This window comes from Roseobacter sp. N2S, from assembly GCF_031454055.1.
Classification (GTDB): Bacteria; Pseudomonadota; Alphaproteobacteria; order Rhodobacterales; family Rhodobacteraceae; genus Amylibacter.
In genome coordinates this window covers 334519-352621 of the sequence record NZ_JAVDQB010000001.1, presented here as the reverse complement: position 1 = coordinate 352621, position 18103 = coordinate 334519, and the positions used below count along the sequence as shown (strand labels likewise).

The following is an 18103-nucleotide window of genomic DNA, read 5'->3' as shown; positions in this document are numbered from 1 at the left end:
TTGATTTGACCGACCGTTCCCAGCTGATCGCCCATTTCCTAAAAGACGCCGGATGGGACAAAGCCAAACGCGCCAATCTGGCAGGTGATGCGTCAAACCGCAGCTATGATCGCTTGCAAGATGCCACGCGCGGCGCTGCGGTGCTGATGATTGCCCCCCCTGAAAAAGGCGAGGATATCCGCCCTTTCGTAAAAATGACCCATTGGCTGCTGGATGCTGGTGCCTCTGCTCCGCGTATTCTGGCCTCTGATCCGGATGCGGGGTTGTTGCTGCTCGAAGACTTTGGCGATGATCTTTATGCACGGCTGTGTGCCAAGGACGCAGCACTGGAAACCCCGCTTTACACCGCAGCCGTGGATGTTCTGGTGCAACTGGCCAAAGCGCCTGCCCCAACCGATATCGCCCCCTATGATGCCGCCACCTACTTGCGTGAGGCGCAGTTGCTGACGGATTGGTATCTGCCTGCCGCCACAGGGCAAGACACTTCGCCAGAACTAATTTCCGAGTTTAACGGCATGATTACAAAGGCTTGCGCAGAATTTGAACAAAGCACAGTTGCCCTGCGGGATTACCATTCCGAAAACCTACTGTGGTTGGCGGATCGTGACGGGATTAAACGGGTAGGGCAACTAGACTATCAAGACGCGCTACTGGGCCACCCCGCCTATGATCTTGTGTCCCTGCTCGAAGACGCCCGCCGCGACACCAGCCCTGCCTTGCAAACCGCCATGTTCGACCATTATGTGGCGCAATCTGGCGTTGATCCTGTCACCTTTCGATCCGCCTATAACGTTCTGGGAATGCAGCGGAATATCAAAATCATCGGCATCTTCGCCCGCCTGTGCGTGCGCGATGGTAAACCCACCTACCTGAAACACATGCCCCGCGTTTGGGCGCATTTGCAGCGTGATCTCACTGATCCTGCCTTAAAGCCCCTGCAAGCTTGGGCGGCCCGCCACGTTCCTGAACCGACACCCGAAATTCAAGCGCGGATCGCAGGATCACAACCATGACCCCCAAATCCGCAATGGTCTTCGCCGCAGGTTTTGGCACCCGCATGGCCCCACTGACAGATCGCACACCCAAACCCATGTTGCCTGTGGCAGGTAAGCCGCTGATAAATCATAGTTTAGACCTGCTGGATGGCATCGAAAATATCGTGGTGAACACCCATTATCTGGCCGATCATCTGGAAAACCATCTGCGCGATACACCCCATGTGACCTGCCTGCGCGAAAGCCCTGACATTCTGGAAACCGGCGGCGGCCTGAAAAACGCCCTACCGCTGTTGGGGGCCGATCCTGTAATCGTGCTTAATTCTGATGCGGTCTTTGTGGGCGATTCCCCGATCCCTGCGCTGCTATCCCATTGGGACCCCGCCAAAATGGACGCGCTGCTGATCCTTGTGCCCATTGCCAACACCATCGAACATAAAGGCGCAGGTGATTTCGTTTGTAACTCGGCTGGCCAACTGTCCCGAAGGGGCAAAAACCCAGCTGCACCCTATGTTTATACGGGCGTGCAAATCCTGAAAACCGACCGATTGGCCGCCATCAAAGAAACCGCGTTTTCGCTTAACCTGCTCTGGGATCAAATGATCGCCGAGGGTCGCGCCTTTGGGCTGGTTTACGATGGAAAATGGGTTGATGTGGGCCGCCCCGCAGGCATTACCGCTGCAGAAAAGGCCTTAGCGGATGTTTGACCCAACCGACAAACCCCGTGTTTTCGCCATTCCTGTGGGCTGTGATTTCTCGCGCAATTTTGTGACAGGCCTGCAAACACGGCTGGCAGGGTTCGGCCCCGAAAAACTGGGCCAGACAGAGATTTTTGTGAACACCCAGCGGATGGCCCGCCGTTTGAAAGAGCTGCTGATCGCAGACGGGGCGCTGCTGTTGCCCAAAATCCGCGTCATCACCAATATCGCCAGCCACCCCGATCTGCCGATCACCCTGCCCGATCCCGTGTCCAAACTGCGCCGCCAACTTACGCTAGCGCAACTGGTGGGCGGTTTGCTGGCCGCAGACGGGTCAATCGCGCCGCAATCCGCCAAATTCGATCTGGCACAATCACTGGCTGCCGTGATGGATGAAATGCAGGGCGAGGGTGTCCCGCTTTCAGCGCTCGCCGATATTTCTGTGGATGATCAATCCGGCCACTGGCAGCGGTCATTGGATTTCCTGAACATTCTGGCCCAGCATTGGGACATAGAAACCCCCACCGATCCCCAAGATCGCCAACGGGCCGCTGCGCTTGCTTTTGCCGCGAAATGGGCGGAAACCCCGCCGACCCATCCGATCCTTGCCATCGGATCGACCGCATCGCGGGGCGAAACTGCGCTGTTCATGCGGGCGGTGGCAGCCCTGCCCCAAGGGGCGGTGGTCCTTCCCGGTCTTGATCGTGCGTTAACTGACGAAAACTGGGACGCGCTGACCCGCGAAAACGTATCCGTGGACAACCCGCAATCCGCCTTGGCGGGCTTTTGTAAACAGGCTGGCGTCGCGCTGGCGGATATTGCCGATTGGTCCGATCACCCGCCCGCAAACCCGGCCCGCAACGCGTTGATTTCACTGGCCATGCGCCCCGCGCCTTTTACCGATCAATGGCTTGACGAAGGCCCGAAACTTGCGCCCGATTTGACGGATGCCATCACAGGTTGGTCCCTGATAGAGGCTGAAACCCCGAAAGAAGAGGCAATGGCGTTGGCCCTGCGTCTGCGCGAAGCCGCCGAACAAGGCAAACGCGCAGTCCTAATCACACCTGACCGCACCTTGACGCGGCGGGTGACAGCCGTGTTGCACCGTTGGAATATCCTGCCCGATGACAGTGCAGGTCGGCCTCTGCACCTGACACCTCCGGGTATTTTTCTGCGACTGGTGGCCAATTGTATGGGGCAACGTCTGACCCCGCTGGACCTGATTGCACTGCTGAAACACCCGCTGACAGACAGCGGCATTTCCGCAGGGGACAGCCGCCGTTTTGCCCGCGAATACGAAAAGAAAAAACTGCGCGGCGGCGCACCCTTTGTAGATTTCGACGCCCTGCGGGATTGGGTGGATAAAGACACGAAAAACCCCGAACGCCGCCTTTGGGCCGACTGGATCGAACGGTGTTTTGCACCGCTGGAAACCATGGCAGGTGGGGACTTGGCCGACATGCTGGCGCTGCATCTACACACTGCTGAATCTCTAGCTGCTGGCCCGTCAGCAACCGCAGAACACGAATTGTGGAAACTGGAAACCGGTGAAAAATCTGCACAGGTTTTCAAAAAGTTACAAGCCGATGCAGATGCAGCTGGCCCCTTATCCGTTTCCGACTACCGCGCGTTATTTTCCAACGTTCTGGGCGGCGAAACCGCCCGCGAAGCCCGCGCATCACACCCGACCATCGCCATCTGGGGCACGCTGGAGGCCCGCGTTGAAACCGCAGATGTGGTGATCCTTGGCGGGCTGAATGACCCGATTTGGCCTGGTGTCGAAAGCCCCGATCCGTGGCTGAACCGCGCCATGCGCAAACAGATCGGCCTGCCGCCCCCCGAACGGCTGATCGGCCTGTCCGCCCATGACTTTCAACAAGGCTGCGGCGCGCGTGAACTGGTGCTTAGCCATTCAGTGCGCGATGGGGATGCTCCCACTGTGGCGTCCCGTTGGATCGTGCGGATTTTGAACCTGATGAACGGGCTTGGCGACTCTGGAAAAGAGGCGGTAAAGACCCTTATTGCCAATGGCTATCACTGGGTCCAACTGGCCCGCCAAATGGATCGCCCCGCCGAAACACTGCCTGCCGCGCCGCGCCCTGCCCCCGTGCCGCCCGCCGATAAACGGCTGAAACAACTGTCTGTGACACAGGTCGAACGGCTGATCCGCGATCCCTATGCCGTCTATGCGCAAAAGATTTTGCATCTCAAACAGCTGGACCCTTTGGGGCGTGAACCTGACGCGCTGATCCGTGGCATTGCCCTGCATAAAGTTGTCGAAGAATTCGTCACCGCCTATCCTGATACCCTGCCCGAAAAGGCGCGCAGCGCCCTGCTGCGCATTGCCGAAGAGGTGCTGCGCAACGAGGTACCTTGGCCCGCCATGCAACGGATCTGGTTGGCCCGACTGGCGCGGATTGCAGGTTGGTTTGTCGAAGAAGAAACCAAACGCCGTAAAAAAGGCGGGTCTCCAAAACAGGAAATCAAAGGCCTGCGCGCAATCGAAAATCTGGATTTCGAACTGGTTGCCAAAGCTGACCGGATTGACACCGACGCGGCTGGAAATTTCCTGATCTACGACTATAAATCAGGCTCTCCGCCCACGCGCCCGCAGACCGAATTTTTCAACAAACAACTTCAGCTTGAAGCCGCGATAGCCGCGGTGGGTGGCTTTGAAAAAATTGGCAGGGGCACCGCTGTCACGCTGGAATATATCGGGCTTAGCGGATCGGCGCAGGACACGGTGGGCAAGACCCTTGATCTGGAAATAACCCCTGCGGATATTGATCAGGTCTGGCAGGAATTTGTCGAACTGGTGCAATCCTATCAATCCGACACCAAAGGGTTTCCCGCCCGAACACGGATGCAACAAATGAGCTATGCCTATGAATTTGATCACCTTTCCCGCAAAGGCGAATGGGAAGAAAGCGATGCGCCCGTAGATATTCCAGTCGGGGGGGATCTGTGATGACCCCGAAACCGATGGACGATGCGACCCTTGCACAGGTGCGTGCGGCTGATCCCGAGGCATCCACTTGGGTGGCGGCGAATGCGGGGTCTGGCAAGACCCGCGTGCTGACCGACCGTGTGGCCCGCTTGCTGCTGAATGGCACCCAACCGCAGAAAATTCTGTGCCTGACCTACACCAAAGCCGCCGCTGCCGAAATGCAAAACCGCCTGTTCAAGCGGTTGGGCGAATGGGCGATGATGCCCGACGATGATTTGCGTGCTGCCCTGTCCGAATTGGGCGAAGGCATGGCGCTGGACGCGGTGGCCATGCGCAAGGCCCGAACCCTGTTTGCCAATGCGCTGGAAACCCCGGGCGGGCTGAAAATCCAGACCATCCATTCCTTTTGTGACAAACTTTTGCGCCGCTTTCCGCTGGAAGCTGGCGTATCGCCACAGTTTGAAGTGCTAGAGGACCGCCAAGCCAAATTGATGCGGGCTGAAATCCTCGAAGAACTGGCCGATGGCACGGGGGTCACGGCTGTGGATCGTCTGGCGCGTTTCATGTCTGGCTTGGAACCTGATGCCTTGCTGGCGGAAATCGCCTCCAAACGCAAAGCGCTTGATATTAACCTTGTGCGCGCCTTATTCCCGACCGCCCACGATGAAGACACCTCTGCCATGTTGGGGCATGTTCTGGATCGCGACAGCCGCGAAGTTTTGCTTGAAGCCGCGCGGGTTATTCAAGCCGAGCAAACCACCAAGACAGATGCGCCCAAACTGGAAAAACTGGCCACCGCCAATAGCATCGAGGCGTTTTTGAAAGTGGCGGGCGGGTTGTTATTATATGGCGGAACCGCCAAGGCAGGACCCTATTCCGCTAAGCTCGACAAGTTACCATCGCAAAAGCCGACCCGTGAAGCCCATCCCGAATTGGTTGAGGCGCTGAATGAAATTATGGAACGCACAGAAGAGGTTTACTGGCTGTACGTTAACCATCTTGCACTGGAACGGGCCGAGGCGATGGCCGCCTTTTCCACCGCCTTTCTGGACCGTTATGACCTGTTGAAAACCCAAACGGGGCGGCTGGACTATGACGATTTGATCGCCCGCGCGGGGCGGCTGTTGTCTGGGTCAAAAGCGGCAGAGTGGGTGCTGTACAAACTGGACGGCGGCATTGATCACGTGTTGGTGGACGAAGCCCAAGACACCAGCCCCAGCCAGTGGGACGTGGTCAAGTTGTTGACCGACGAATTCACCGCAGGCGATGCGGGCAAAGACACCAATCGCACGGTGTTTGTGGTGGGCGATGAAAAGCAGTCGATCTATTCCTTCCAAGGGGCTGACCCTGCCGAATTCGATGTGATGCGCCAACGGTTTTCCGAACGGCTGAACAGTGTGGAAAAACGGCTGGAGGAGGTGGAGTTAACCTATTCCTTCCGCTCCTCCGATCCGATTTTGCGCCTAGTGGATAAGGTGTTTGACGGGCCTGCGGGAACTGGTTTCCTGAAACGCGCCTTGCACCGGCCTTTCAAAACCGAATTGCCGGGGCGCGTAGATTTATGGCCGTTTGAAGAGACCGAAAAAACCAAGGATGACACCCCTTGGTTCAAGCCCGTGGACACCCCAGCGCCAGACAATCCCCAGACGGTTCTGGCCCGTAAGATTGCAGGCTGGATTAAACACATTCTGGATCGTAAACAGGAACTACCGGGCCAAGGTCGGGCTGTTCGGGCAAGTGACTTTTTGATCCTTGTTCAGGGGCGTCGACCGATTTTCCACAATATTATCAAGGAGCTGAAACTTCTTGATCTGCCAGTTGCAGGGGCCGACAGGCTGGACGTGGGCCAAGAACTGGCCGTGCGCGATATGCTGTCACTATTGAAATTTGCCGACCTGCCAGAGGATGATCTTTCCCTCGCCGAAGCACTGCGCTCCCCCCTTCTCGGCTTTTCCGAAGACGACCTGTTCCGCGTCGCCCAACCCCGCGAGAAAGAGTCTTTGTGGCAGGCCATGCGCGCCGCCGAAACGCGCTATCCCGCGCAACTGGCAATTCTACGCGATGTGCTGAAACAGGCGGATTTCATGCGCCCCTATGAATTGATCGAGCGGATTTTAACCCTGCACAAGGGTCGTGAAAACATCCTTGCGCGGCTGGGATCAGAGGCCGAGGACGGGATCGACGAACTTCTGTCCCAAGCCATGCGGTACGAACAGTTAGAGGCCCCGAGCCTGCCCGGGTTCCTGAACTGGTTCGCAGCGGGCAAGGTGGAAATCAAGCGGGAAATGGACAGTGGCGCGGGGCAAATCCGTGTGATGACCGTGCATGGGTCCAAGGGTCTTGAAGCGCCGATTGTGATTCTGCCAGACACCGAAGTACGCAAGGGGAACAGTGACTCCTCGCAGATTATGGCTTTGAAAGAAGGCGGTTTTCTGTGGAAATCGCCCGAAGATTTGGCCCCAGCCGTTCAAAATGACGCCAAAGAGGCCGCCAAGGAATTCGCCGATCAGGAACGGATGCGGCTGCTTTATGTAGCGTTAACGCGGGCGGAACAATGGCTGGTTGTGGCCGGTGCGGGGGATCGCGGGAAAGAGGGCGCAAGCTGGTACAATCTGGTGGCCGAGGCGATGGAGCAAAGCGACTGGATGCCCGTCACCACCGAAGACGTCCCGCAGGTAGGTGCCTGCTTGACGGTGCATCACAACTGGTTCGAAAATCCGGTCAAAGTAGAACAAACCGCGACAGCGGATCTGCCATCCCTGCCCGACTGGGCTAATACCCAAGCGCCAACGGTTGAAAAGCCGCCCGCAACGCTGTCTCCGTCTGAATTGGGCGGGGCAAAGATCGTCTTTGGCGGTTTGGATGGTGCGGATAAGGACACGGCTCTGCGCAAGGGGCGGCAGGTGCATTTATTGCTGGAACATCTGGCTAAAACGCCGCCAGCGAATCGCCATACAAAGGCGCAGCAGTTGCTGGTTGGGGATTGCACGCCGCTGGATGACGGGGAATTCACCCGCGTTTTGGCCGAAGCAAGCGCTGTGTTGGATGATCCCGATTTGGCCCATATTTTTACCAGTGATGTTCTGGCTGAAGTCGGGGTTTCTGCTGAAATCGCCGAATTGGACGGGCAGCGGATTGACGGGATTATCGACCGTCTGATCGTGGCAAAAGATCGGGTTTTGGCTATAGATTTCAAGACCAACGCAACCCTTCCTGACAGCCCAGAAACCATCCCGGATGGCATCTTGCGCCAGCTTGCCGCCTACCGCGCAGCACTGGTGCAAATCTATCCCAACCACGACGTAGAGGTTGCGGTGCTGTGGACGATAAACCGCCAGATCATGGCGGTGCCGCACGACATTGTGATGAATTACTTGCAATCACCTACCACATCTTGACCTCAACGCCTGCGCTTCTTAGGTTGCGGGTAACGTGAAGAATCCCCTTATGGAGAAAGAAAATGGCAACTGTAGCTGTAACAGACGCAACTTTTGAAGCCGAAGTCACCAATTCCGACCTGCCTGTTGTGGTCGATTTTTGGGCTGAATGGTGCGGTCCTTGCAAACAGATCGGTCCGTCACTGGAAGAACTGTCAGAAGAGCTGGCCGGCAAAGTGAAAATCGTCAAAGTGAACGTGGATGAAAACCCTGGTTCGCCTGCACAACTGGGCGTGCGCGGTATTCCAGCGCTGTTCCTGTTCAAAGACGGTGCGGTCGTATCCAACAAAACCGGCGCGGCACCCAAGGCTGCGCTGCAAAGCTGGATCAACGAAGGCATCTAATCTGCTGACCGCATTGACTAAAATCGGGGCGCATCTGCGCCCCTTTTTTAATGCACTTGCGTGATTGGCCCTAGCCGTTGTCGCGCAGAATCCGACCTGCCAGATACAGGGATCCGCAGATCAATATCCGCGCGGCGGGATCGCGGGCGGTGATATCGGCAATGGCGGCTGACACGCTATCGGCCACATGCGCATCCATCCCCACAGACAGCGCCGCATCAACGGTTTCTTGTGCAGACAGCGTGGCGGATTCCCCGGGAATAGACACCCCGTGTAAAGACACCGCGCTTTGGGCCAAGGGGCGCAAATAGCCTGTCACGTCTTTGGTGTTCAGCATGCCGGTGATCATATGCAGCGGGCGGTTTGGCAGGCGGGCCAATGCCTCGGCCAGAGCGGAGCCCGCGGCGGGGTTGTGGCCACCGTCCAGCCAAACCTCGCAAGCGCCAGCTTCTTGAATCAGGGGGCCGAATTTCAACTGCTGCAACCGCGCAGGCCATTCTGCGTTCAACATGGCATCTATGGCGGCGTCTTCGGATTTGCCCAGATTGCGCAGAGTGGCGATGACCGCCCCAGCATTTTGCACCTGATGGGCCCCGATCAACGCGGGCATCGGCAAATCCCACAGACCGTTTTCATCCTGATACAACAGGCGGCCGTTTTCTTCCCAGACATGCCAGTGCTGGCCATAGATTTTCAGCGTCGCGCCGACCTTGGCGGCCTGACGCTCGATCACTTCAAGGGCTTCGTCCTGTTGCGGGCCAACCACGCAAAACGTGTTCCGCTTTAGAATGCCCGCTTTTTCAAAAGCAATCTTGGCCAGCGTGTCGCCTAGATAAGCCTCGTGGTCGATGGAAATCGGCGTGATCACACAGATTTCCGGCTTGTCGATCACATTGGTGGCGTCCAAACGCCCGCCCAAACCCACCTCTAAAAGGGTGTAATCCGCCGGAGTTTGCGAAAAGGCAAGCAATGCAGCGCAAGTGGTTATTTCGAAATAGGTAATTGGCGTTTCGCCATTGGCGGTTTCGCAGGCTTCAAGGGTCTTGATCAAGTCGTCTTCGCTGATCAATTCACCCGCCACACGAATCCGTTCGTGAAACCGCGCCAGATGGGGCGAGGTATAGGCGTGAACGCTGTTTCCCTCGGCTTCCAACCCTGCGCGCAACATGGCTTGGGTCGAACCTTTGCCATTGGTCCCTGCAATATGGATCACAGGCGGCAGGTGCCGTTCGGGATGGCCCAGCGCGGCCAGCAGATGGGTCATGCGATCCAGCGTCAGGTCGATAATTTTCGGATGCAGCGACATCAACCGTTCAAGTACGATGTCACTGTGAATAGGCTCGGATGGGGCAGAGGTCACTTGGTCGCGACCTCTGTGGTTGCAGCTTCTTTCGGAGCGGGCACAGGGGCCGGCAGATCCGCCGCGACAGGCGGCGTTTGACGGGTCAGCATCCGCACAATGCTGATCAATTCGTCGCGCATGGCTTTGCGGTGGGTCACCCGATCCAGCATCCCGTGATCCAGCAAATATTCAGCGCGCTGGAACCCTTCGGGCAGTTTTTCACGGATGGTTTGTTCAATCACACGCGGCCCTGCAAAACAGATCAACGCATTGGGTTCGGCAATCTGCACATCCCCCAGCATGGCGTAACTGGCCGTCACACCGCCTGTTGTGGGATGGGTCAGCACCACGATATAGGGCAGCCCCGCCTCTTTCAGCATTTGCACCGCTACAGTGGTGCGCGGCATCTGCATCAGGGATAAGATACCTTCTTGCATCCGCGCGCCACCTGCTGCGGAAAACAGGATCAGCGGGCATTTCTTTTTTACAGCCCGTTCAGCCGCGGCAATAATCGCATTGCCCACATACATGCCCATCGACCCGCCCATAAAGGAAAAGTCCTGTGCCGCAGTCACAACCTCGGTACGGCCGATCAAACCCTCGGCAACCAACATCGCCTCTTTTTCACCGGTCTGTTTCAGCGCGGTTTTCATCCGTTCAGGATAGCGTTTCTGGTCTTTGAACCCCAGCGGATCGGCGTTTGGCACGGGGACTTTCACCTCGGTAAACAAACCTCCGTCGTAAAGCGTATGAAACCTGTCCCGCGGCGTAATCAGCATGTGGTGATCACAGCTAGAGCAGACGTTCAGATTGTCCGACAGCTCTCGGTGGAACAACATGGTGTCGCACTCGGGGCATTTGGTCCACAGATTGTCGGGCACTTCGCGGCGCGAAAACAAAGAATTGATCTTGGGGCGAACGTAGTTCGAAATCCAGTTCATGGGTTGGTCCTGATTTGCCTGTTGTCCATATTTAAGTCTGTGCGCCGCTGATTGCAATCACCGCTATTCATACTGGCGTTTACGGCGTCTTTCCAACCAGCGCATCACCAGCAGGTAGATCGCGTATAAAACGATGATGGACCCGATGTCCGTCAGCAAAAAGCCCCGTACCTCAGAATGTTCTGACACATGTGTTTCGGTTACGAACAAGGACAACCCGTTCATAGTGCCATCCAGTGACACCAGCATCATCGCCATAAAGTTATTCATAAAGTGCAGCCCGATCGCCGCGCCAAGGTTGCCGGTGCGGATCGTCAGATCAGACGCTATCACCCCGAACAGCGTTGTGGCCGCCACCACAAGGAAACCATTTGCGCCAAATTTACTGGGATCGAAATGCAAACTGCCAAAGATCACCGAAGGGAGAAAAATCCAGATCCAGCGGGAGGAAAACCGCGAGGCCAGTTCCTGCATCAGATATCCCCGAAACACCAGCTCTTCAGAAGACACCTGTAGCAACAACAACGGCAGGGCGGGTAGCATCCAGAAAACCCATTCGGACAGCGACAGATTGGGGGTCGCACTGGTCCCGACCAGCGTAATCACAAAGAACACAACAACAACGGGCGCGATAAGGGCGCAAGTGGTCAAGAAATTCCGCAGCACCGCCCCCGGCCCCAGAAGCGTACGAATGGATTGGCCGCGAAACAGACCAACCGTCAGCCAGACCGCCGCCAGCATACTGACGAAAGTCACCAACAGCACAATCATGCTTTGCGGTGTGACGGGGTCCGAAATATTAGTGGAAACCGAGGATAACCCCTGCGCTACGTCTGTTCCGCCCAACACCGACAGGCCTAGTCCGAACAGGCCCACAATGCCAAAAGTCAGTTCCGTATAGACCAGCATCAAAAACAGCACGGCCCCAAGAAACAGCAAACCACCTTTGTGTTCGCGGGCAGGCGCAATAAATGCGTCAAATTTGTCATTCATTTGTGGCAGCATCTGCTGTATTCCTCCGCCGGTGCCGTCAGCGATCCTGCTGTATGCCTGTGGTTTAGAGGGTGACATCATGACAATCAACTGCTTGCGCCAGATGCGTTTTGGCATTGCCTGCCTGACAGCCGCCCTGTTGTGTGGCTGTGTTGATGCGAATAATTTCGGCCTGTCTGCCTCGGCGTCAGAGGTGGCACAAGACACCAAAGTCGTCACCGTGGCGGGGCAGGCGGTCACTTTGGGGCAGGCTGCGGGCTATTGCTTCAACAACACGCAAAGCGGGGCTTCTACCACGGGTGCATTTGTTGTGATGGGGCCTTGCGATACAACGTCGAACACAAGCACGGCTAAAGGTTTGGTTTTAATCAATGTTTTGGCAAAACCCGGCATTCAGGCCGCCATCGCCTCCCACGATCTGGAAGGTTATTTCCAATCTGAAAAGGGCCGCGCGGCCCTTGGGCGCAAAGGCAAGGCGGATCGGGTCAAAGTGCTGGGCACAATGGAAGAAAAAGGCATCTATTTTGTCCACACGCGGGATGCCGACGGGCCGGTAATCCCTGACACCACCGCCGAACAATGGCGGGTTTTCTTTGTGGTGTCGGATCGGCTGGTCACAGTTTCGGTGATCAACTTTGTGGACAGCCTGATGCCAGACGGTCTGATTTTCGCCCAAATGGAAGAAATCGCCCGTCGCATTCAATCCTTGAATTAGCGGCCTGGGACGGCTTTTTTGCCCAATTTCACAGCCGTCAACTTATTGTTTCCAAATTGGCACTAATCTAGGTAACACCACAGGTGACCTCCTTTAAACTCTCACGGGTGAAGTGTAACACAACGGCATGTTTGATAGATTGCGTAACATTCTGGCCGAATTCCGGCATCGTCAAATCTTGCGTTTCTGGAGCGGGGGACGCGAAGATGCGCGCAACATGCCCTTGTCCGAACTGCGCAATCTGCGGCGCAAGGCCAACCAGATCCGGCGTGTGGTGGATACGATTAACCATGTGGCCGTATCCCGTCTGACCCTGCCTGTGATCGGGTCCAACGCGATCCGCAAACCGCCGCGCACGGAATGGGCCTATCGCCCGCAGGCCTGGGCGGGGCCAGTGTACCCATCCGGTCTGGCCGCCGTGACCAGCAAACAGAAAATCGGCGACGAGGTGACGATTTTTCACGATTGCACCCAGTCCGAACTGGCCTTTCGTCAGGTCCGCAACACCCATGAAGAAGACTTTTCGCCTTTTGGATTGCGCATGGATGTTTTCAATTTCGACGGCTCTTTCCTGTCACTGGCCATCGAAATGCCCCCCGAATCCCTGCAAGGATTGAAACGCAGCCACTTGTTGCGCCTTGATATGATTGTGGAAAGCGAGCGGGCACAGGAAATGTTTGCCCGTCTGAACATCCGTCACGGGCCAAACACCGAACAGATCGTACGCGAGTTGGACATCGGCGCACGTAGTTTCTGGGTGGAATTTGATCTGTATTATACCCAGTTTAATGAAGAACGGGGCGACAGCATGTGGGTCGATCTGATTTTTGAAGGCCCCTCTATGAACCAAGTAACCATCCGTGATGTGACGATGATCCGCCGTCCACGCGCGTCGATCTAGCGGTCTAGGGGGCCTTATGGCAAAGAAATTCCTGCTGAACAAAAAGCAAATCATCGGCGGCAAATACATTGGCCTGATGCGCGCCCGCGGTAAGGGCAACCCGACCCCCGCGCTGGAAATGCTCCACTTAGGAGAGGTCGTCGGCGCTGTTCAGGTAGAAGCTGTGGGCAATGACGGCGATAACTGGCAGGTCACGGCGGAAATCCCGAAACAATTCCTGACCGATGGCGTGCAGACTTTCCTGCTGGTGCTGGCAGGGGATTCCGAAATCCTGGACCGGTTTTCGGTAATCACTGGCGAACCCTTGGAAGAAGACCTGCGGGCGGAAATTGAATTGCTGCGCGGCGAATTGGACATGTTAAAACGGGCCTTCCGGCGCCATTGCATCGAAACCATGGGCTAACCCCTCTACCTGTTAACGTGGCGTTTTACGTGACAATTGACGTTCACGTAAGCTAAGCTGTGCCAACGACATTCTACAGATGGATTCACGGCAAATGGCACAGGCTCTCTACCCGAATTTACTCGCACCTCTGGACTTGGGTTTCACCACCCTACCCAACCGCGTCCTTATGGGGTCAATGCACACAGGACTGGAAGAAACCGGCGATTGGAACCGCGTTGCGGAATATTACGCAGAACGGGCGCGGGGCGGCGTTGCCCTGATGGTCACGGGCGGCATTGCGCCCAATGTTGAAGGCGGCGTGATGCCGGGTGCATCGGGGCTGTATTCTGAAAAAGACATTGCACATCATAAGGTTGTGACGGACCGCGTCCATGAAGCAGGCGGAAAAATCGCCATGCAAATCCTGCACGCGGGGCGCTATGCTTACACCCCGAAAGCTGTGGCACCGTCGCCTGTGAAATCACCAATTTCGCCGTTTCCACCGGCCGAACTGGACGCCGCTGGCATTGAAAAACAAATCGCCGACATCGTCGCCTGCGCGGTAAATGCGCAAACCGCGGGCTATGACGGCGTGGAAATCATGGGGTCCGAGGGCTATTTCCTGAACCAGTTTTTGGTCACCCACACCAACAAACGCACCGATGAATGGGGCGGCAGCTATGAAAACCGCATGCGCCTGCCAGTCGAGGTGGTGCGCCGTACCCGCGAAGCCGTGGGGCGCGATTTCATCCTGATCTACCGCCTGTCGATGATCGACCTGATCCCGAACGGATCCACTTGGGAAGAAGTGGTGCAACTGGCCAAAGCGGTTGAATCCGCAGGCGCCACCATCATCAATACCGGCATCGGCTGGCACGAGGCCCGCATCCCCACCATCGCCACCAGCGTGCCGCGCCGTGCGTTCAGTTGGGTGACGAAAAAGCTGATGGGATCGGTTTCCATCCCGATCATCACATCCAACCGCATCAACACCCCAGATGTGGCTGAATCCGTTCTGGCCGAAGGCTGCGCTGACATGGTCAGCATGGCCCGCCCGTTTCTGGCAGATGCGGATTTTGTGAACAAAGCGGCCACAGGCAAAGCCGCCAGTATCGCGCCCTGTATTGCCTGCAATCAGGCCTGTCTGGATCACACGTTTTCCATGAAACTAACCTCTTGTCTGGTGAATCCACGGGCCTGTTCGGAAACGGAACTGGTCTATTCTCCCGCTGCCAAGGCCAAGAATATTGCAATTGTCGGGGCCGGGCCTGCGGGATTGTCCACCGCCTTGGTCGCCGCCCAGCGCGGGCACAAAGTGTCTTTGTTTGATAGCGCAGACACACTGGGCGGGCAATTGAACATGGCCAAACAAGTCCCTGGCAAAGAAGAATTTTTCGGTCTGGTAGACTATTACACCCAAGCGGTTTCTGACGCGGAAATTTCGATTCACTTGGGAAAATTTGTCACTGCCGACGATCTGCAAGGTTTTGATGACGTGATCATCGCCACAGGCGTCACCCCGCGCGATCCCCAGATCGACGGGCAGGACGGGCCTAATGTGGTCAGCTATATCGACGTGCTGCGCAACAAGGTTGCCGTCGGGCCGCGCGTGGCCGTGATCGGAGCGGGCGGTATCGGTTTTGATGTGGCAGAATATCTGGTCCACCAAGGCACCAGCCCGACCGAGGATCTGGACCTGTGGAAGCGGGAATGGGGTGTGGGCGATCCCGAAGACACCCGCGGCGGACTGGCCCCCGAAGGCGCACAGCCCGAAGCCCCCGCCCGTCAGGTGACCCTGTTGCAGCGGAAATCATCCAAACTTGGTAAGGGGTTAGGCAAGACGACAGGGTGGATTCACCGATCCGCGCTAGCCATGAAGAATGTGGAAATGCTGGCTGGTGTGAATTACGAGCGGATCAGCGATCAAGGGCTGCACGTCAGTTTTGGTGAGGCGCGAGAAAAACCAAAACTGATCGAAGTGGATACAATCGTGATGTGCGCGGGGCAGGTTTCAAACCGATCCCTAGCAGATGATTTGGAAGCCAAGGGCATTGCGTGCCATGTAATCGGCGGCGCGGATGTTGCAGCGGAACTGGATGCGAAACGGGCGATCCATCAGGGGTCTCGTTTGGCGGCGGCGCTTTGATTTGAGTATTTGAGAAACATTGAAGCGAGGCGGGGTTTTCCTGCCTTGCCCGAACGCTTAAAGCTGTCTGAAAAACCAGTTTGCGGGGCAGTATGCGGTCTTCGGTTATCATTTCAGCAATAGTTGCGGCTTTGGTCGGATTTGGTGGCTCGCTCGCCGTGATTTTGGCCGCAACAGAGGCGGTTGGCGCGACGCAGGCGCAGACAGCGTCTTGGGTGGCGGCGCTGTGTATTTCCATGATGGCGACGACGGCGATTCTAAGTTTGCGTCATAAGATGCCGGTGATTACGGCATGGTCCACCCCGGGTGCGGCGCTGATTGCGGCCACCAGCGGGGTTCATTTTGAAGCAGCCGTCGGCGCGTTTTTGGTTGCAGCGGTTTTGATCCTGATCACCGCAGCGTTTCGGGTTGTTGGGGATATGATCGAGCGGATTCCTGCGGCCATTGCGTCCGCTATGCTGGCGGGCGTTTTATTTCAATTTGTGGTTGCGATCTTTGATTTTGCCACCGTGACTCCACTGTTGGTGTTACCGTTAATTTTTGCCTTTTTGGTGTTACGCTTGTTTTCGGCCATGTGGGCGGTGCTAGGTGTTTTGGCCTTGGGCATTGGCTTGGCGTTTGGGTTGGACTTGTTACAACCCGTAGACGCTTTACAGGTTTCGCGGCTGGTTTGGGTCACGCCAGAGTTTGATTTTGCCGTGATGTTGGGGGTCGGGGTGCCGTTGTATCTGGTGACGATGGCATCGCAGAACCTGCCGGGCTTTGCGGTTTTGCGGGCGGCTGGCTATCACGCGCCGTCCCGCTCGATCCTTGGCGTAACAGGTATCGCATCAGTGGTGACAGCATTTTTCGGCGCACATACGTCCAACCTTGCGGCGATTACAGCGTCGATTTGTACGGGGCCGGATACCCATCCCGATCCCGACAAAAGGTGGTTAACGGGGCCGATTTATGCCGCCTGTTACGGGGTTCTAGCGCTGTTTGGTGCGTCATTGGTTGGCATGTTCGCCAGCTTCCCGCCCGCGTTGATTGCCACCGTTGCGGGGGTTGCTTTGTTGGGGCCATTTATCGGTGCCGCCACTGCCGGATTTGCCGAGGAACGCTATCGTTTTGCCGCTGCGTTAACCTTTGTGGTTACGGCATCAGGAGTCAGCGCCTTTGGCATTGGCGCGGCCTTTTGGGGGCTGGTAGCAGGATTGCTGGCCTTGGGGTTAGAACGCCTGAAACGCTGATTACGACAGTTCATCCATGATGGTAATCAGCGCGGATGTGATGCCCGGTTCAGATAAGGAATGCCCAGCCGAGGGCACAGTGATCAGCCGCGCAGCAGGCCAGTGATCCCGAAGGCGATAGGCGGTTTGGGGCGGGCAGATCATATCATAGCGCCCCTGCACAATAGACCCCGGAATATGTTCAATCTTGTGGATGTCTTTGATGATCTGGTCATCTTCGCGCAGAAAGCCTGCGTTTTTGAAATAATGGTTTTCGATCTTGGCAAAGGCCAGCGCATAGGCGGCTGGCACCACGCCCCGATTGGGGGATTGTTCAAGGGCGGCCAGCGCGCTTTCCCATTCGGTCCAGGCGCGGGCAAAACGGACTTGGATGTCTTCGTTGTTTGAAAACAGGCGCTTGGCGTAGTTTCCGATCACATCGTCCCGTTCATTATACGGCAACAGACCTGCAAAGTGATCCCATTCATCGGGGAAGAACGCCGCGGCGCCGCCGCCATAGAACCACTGTAATTCGGCCTGTGTCATGGTGAACACACCGCGCAACACCAGATGGTTCACACGGGTTGGGTGGGTTTCAGCATACAGCAGCGCCAGCGTCGCCCCCCATGATCCGCCAAACACAATCCAGTTTTCGATGCCCAGTTTTTCGCGGATCAGTTCGATATCCGCGACCAGATCCCAGGTGGTGTTATGTTCGACGCTGGCATGGGGACGAGACCGCCCACAGCCACGTTGATCAAACAGGATAACGCGGTAGATATCAGGATGGAAAAACCGCCGCATTCCCGGGCTGCATCCACCGCCCGGACCACCATGCAGCACCACCACAGGAATGCCATTGGGGTTGCCACATTCTTCGACGTAAAGCGTGTGATCCCCCGGCACATTAAGCACGAAATGGTTAAACGGCTGGATCACAGGGTAAAGCGTGCGGGATGCGCCAATTTGGCTCTCGGAATTTCGCATGGTTGGTCTATATTACCTGGTGGTTGGACCCCCCAACCTTGGCAGTTCAAGGACCCGAGCG

At 56.7% G+C, this 18103-nt stretch carries 14 protein-coding genes; 10 read left to right on the top strand and 4 right to left on the bottom strand.

Features of this window, described 5'->3' with window-relative positions; all coding sequences use genetic code 11:
- Positions 1-5 precede the first annotated feature (5 nt).
- The 5 genes from GGE09_RS01730 to trxA all read left to right on the top strand — a co-directional run bounded on the left by GGE09_RS01730 (position 6) and on the right by trxA (position 8421).
- Complete coding sequence (locus GGE09_RS01730) at positions 6-1013, top strand: phosphotransferase (protein WP_309743237.1); 1008 nt, start codon at positions 6-8, stop codon at positions 1011-1013.
- Positions 1010-1702 (top strand): nucleotidyltransferase family protein, encoded by a 693-nt coding sequence (locus GGE09_RS01725; protein ID WP_309743235.1) that lies wholly within the window; start codon positions 1010-1012, stop codon positions 1700-1702. The genes GGE09_RS01730 and GGE09_RS01725 overlap by 4 nt, the downstream gene beginning before the upstream one ends.
- Positions 1695-4661 (top strand): double-strand break repair protein AddB, encoded by a 2967-nt coding sequence (gene addB / locus GGE09_RS01720; RefSeq protein WP_309743233.1) that lies wholly within the window; start codon positions 1695-1697, stop codon positions 4659-4661. The genes GGE09_RS01725 and addB overlap by 8 nt, the downstream gene beginning before the upstream one ends.
- Entirely contained in the window at positions 4661-8038 is a 3378-nt protein-coding gene (addA, locus tag GGE09_RS01715; RefSeq protein ID WP_309743231.1) for a double-strand break repair helicase AddA, read from the top strand. Before addB ends, addA begins: the two co-directional genes overlap by 1 nt.
- Positions 8039-8100: 62 nt before the next feature.
- The gene (gene trxA, locus GGE09_RS01710) at positions 8101-8421 is read left to right on the top strand and encodes a thioredoxin (protein WP_309743229.1); all 321 of its coding nucleotides are present in this window, start codon (positions 8101-8103) and stop codon (positions 8419-8421) included.
- Between the two features lie 70 nt (positions 8422-8491).
- Here the strand turns inward: trxA and GGE09_RS01705 are convergent, their stop codons facing one another.
- The 3 genes from GGE09_RS01705 to GGE09_RS01695 all read right to left on the bottom strand — a co-directional run bounded on the left by GGE09_RS01705 (position 8492) and on the right by GGE09_RS01695 (position 11709).
- The gene (locus tag GGE09_RS01705; RefSeq protein ID WP_309744809.1) at positions 8492-9727 is read right to left on the bottom strand and encodes a folylpolyglutamate synthase/dihydrofolate synthase family protein; all 1236 of its coding nucleotides are present in this window, start codon (positions 9725-9727) and stop codon (positions 8492-8494) included.
- Positions 9728-9777: 50 nt separating this feature from the next.
- The gene (accD, locus tag GGE09_RS01700; RefSeq protein WP_309743228.1) at positions 9778-10704 is read right to left on the bottom strand and encodes an acetyl-CoA carboxylase, carboxyltransferase subunit beta; all 927 of its coding nucleotides are present in this window, start codon (positions 10702-10704) and stop codon (positions 9778-9780) included.
- Between the two features lie 63 nt (positions 10705-10767).
- On the bottom strand, positions 10768-11709 hold the full coding sequence (locus GGE09_RS01695; RefSeq protein ID WP_309743226.1) for a type II CAAX endopeptidase family protein: 942 nt from the start codon (positions 11707-11709) through the stop codon (positions 10768-10770).
- A 67-nt stretch (positions 11710-11776) separates the two neighbouring features.
- Here GGE09_RS01695 and GGE09_RS01690 point away from each other — a divergent pair, with 67 nt between their 5' ends.
- The 5 genes from GGE09_RS01690 to GGE09_RS01670 all read left to right on the top strand — a co-directional run bounded on the left by GGE09_RS01690 (position 11777) and on the right by GGE09_RS01670 (position 17076).
- Entirely contained in the window at positions 11777-12412 is a 636-nt protein-coding gene (locus GGE09_RS01690; protein WP_309743224.1) for a hypothetical protein, read from the top strand.
- 127 nt (positions 12413-12539) lie between these two features.
- Positions 12540-13313 carry a DUF6478 family protein gene (locus GGE09_RS01685; RefSeq protein WP_309743222.1) on the top strand — a complete coding sequence of 258 codons (774 nt, stop codon included), beginning with the start codon at positions 12540-12542 and terminating at the stop codon, positions 13311-13313.
- A gap of 16 nt (positions 13314-13329) precedes the next feature.
- Positions 13330-13716: a hypothetical protein gene (locus GGE09_RS01680; protein ID WP_309743220.1), complete on the top strand. Its 387-nt coding sequence runs from the start codon at positions 13330-13332 to the stop codon at positions 13714-13716.
- 94 nt (positions 13717-13810) lie between these two features.
- Positions 13811-15844, top strand: a complete 2034-nt coding sequence (locus GGE09_RS01675; protein ID WP_309743218.1) for an NADPH-dependent 2,4-dienoyl-CoA reductase — start codon at positions 13811-13813, stop codon at positions 15842-15844.
- Between the two features lie 92 nt (positions 15845-15936).
- Complete coding sequence (locus tag GGE09_RS01670) at positions 15937-17076, top strand: benzoate/H(+) symporter BenE family transporter (protein ID WP_309743216.1); 1140 nt, start codon at positions 15937-15939, stop codon at positions 17074-17076.
- Here GGE09_RS01670 and pip read toward each other — a convergent pair whose 3' ends face one another.
- Entirely contained in the window at positions 17077-18042 is a 966-nt protein-coding gene (gene pip, locus GGE09_RS01665; protein ID WP_309743214.1) for a prolyl aminopeptidase, read from the bottom strand.
- Between the last annotated feature and the right edge of the window lie 61 nt (positions 18043-18103).